This is a genomic window from Pusillimonas sp., assembly GCF_035515275.1.
In the GTDB taxonomy this organism is placed as follows: Bacteria; Pseudomonadota; Gammaproteobacteria; order Burkholderiales; family Burkholderiaceae_B; genus Pusillimonas.
Map to the genome: position 1 here is coordinate 1 of NZ_DATJBQ010000130.1, position 1,737 is coordinate 1,737.

2 protein-coding genes are annotated in these 1,737 nt (G+C 63.3%); one reads left to right on the forward strand and one right to left on the reverse strand.

Going from position 1 to position 1,737, the window contains the following annotated elements; translation table 11 throughout:
• Positions 1–522, forward strand: a 522-nt coding sequence (locus tag VL003_RS09610) for a helix-turn-helix transcriptional regulator (protein WP_325441906.1), incomplete at its 5' end; no start/stop codon positions are given.
• An 85-nt stretch (positions 523–607) separates the two neighbouring features.
• Here the strand turns inward: VL003_RS09610 and VL003_RS09615 are convergent.
• Positions 608–1,737, reverse strand: a 1,130-nt coding sequence (locus VL003_RS09615; RefSeq protein WP_325441908.1) for an anthranilate synthase component I family protein, incomplete at its 5' end; no start/stop codon positions are given.

Consider the following 1,737-nt stretch of genomic DNA (forward strand, 5'->3'; position numbering starts at 1 on the left):
GAACAGGTTGCGCACCCTTCGGCCACCAGCGGGCTGAAAATACGCTTGGCCGAAGCGGCGTTGATGCGCCATTTGCTGTGCGCCCAATCGCTGTCATTGCACGAGCGCCATCTGGGCCTAGAGGCCGAGCAAGCGCCGCGGCGCCTGCAACGCGCGCGCGAGTACATTGAGGCGCATTTGCAAGACGACATTTGTTTGGCGGACATTGCCCAATACAGCGGCACCAGCGAACGAAGCCTGTCGCGCATGTGCCGGCTGCAATATGGCACCAGCCCCATGCAGTTGCTACGCGAACTGCGCCTGGACCGAATCCGGCTCGAGCTGGCCAACCCCCGGGCCGACGCCCAGGTGTCGGAAGTTGCCATGCGCTGGGGGTATACGCACCTGGGGCGCTTTGCCGCTGCTTACCGGCAACGCTTTGGCGAAGCGCCCAGCCAGACGCTGGAAGCAAGCCGGGCGCGGCACCGGCAGGCCCGGCCCGAAAGCAGCCGGCGGTTAATGGCGCCCAGCCCCAGGGCTTAACACCCGACCATCTCCCCAGTTGCAGTCGTTGCATCGCTTGCGCCTGGTACCCGCAGGCGGTTGGTCGGCACCGTGGCCACAGGGCTTATATTGGCTCGTCCAGCCCAAACTGTACTTTCTCGGCGGCGCGCAGCACGGCGCGGGCTTTGGCTTCGGTTTCCTGCCATTCTTTTTCGGGGTCTGAGTCTGCCACGATGCCTGCGGCGGCCTGCGCGTACAGCATGCCGTTCTTGATCACGCCTGTGCGTATGGCAATGGCGACATCCATCTCGCCGTTGTAGCTCAGGTAGCCTGCAGCACCGCCGTATACGCCGCGGCGCACCGGTTCCAGCTCGTCGATCAGTTCCATGGCGCGTACCTTGGGCGCGCCGGTCAGCGTACCGGCCGGGAAGGTGGCGCGCAACACGTCCATATTGCTCATGCCTTCTTTCAGCGTACCGCTTACGTTCGACACCAGGTGCATCACGTGCGAATAGCGCTCGATGGACATGGTGTCGGTGACCTTGACCGAGCCTGTTTCGGCCACACGGCCTACGTCGTTGCGGGCCAGGTCAATAAGCATGACGTGCTCGGCGCGCTCTTTGGGGTCGGCCAAAAGTTCTTCGGCCAGTTCGGCGTCTTGTTCGGGTGTGCCGCCGCGCTTGCGGGTGCCTGCCAGCGGGCGTATGGTGACCCGCTTCTTGGTATGGTCGCCTTCGGTGATGGCCTCCTGGCGCACCAGAATCTCGGGCGAGGAGCCCACCACATGAAAATCGTCAAAATCCCAGTAGTACATATAGGGCGACGGGTTAAGTGAGCGCAGCGAACGGTACAGCGACAAGGGCGAATCGCGGTACGGCTTGGCAATGACCTGGCCCACCTGCACCTGCATCAGGTCGCCGGCGGCAATGTATTCTTTGGCCTTGCGCACGGCGGCCAGGTAGTCTTCTTTTGCAAAGTCGCGGCGTGATTCTGTTTGCAGGCTGGCATAGGCATAAGGTATTACCACAGGAGCGCGCAGTTTCTGGCGCAGCTCTTTAAGGCGTCGACGCGCCTGCGAGTACGCCTCGGGTTCGCGCGGATCGGCATACACGACCAGGTAGGTGCGTCCGGCCAGGTTGTCGACCACCACAAACTCATCGACATGCAGCAGCATGATGTCGGGCGTGGCGGCGTCGGGGCCGCCGGCAAACGGCTTGGTGGCCGGCCCAAGGCGCGGCTCAATATGGCGTACCG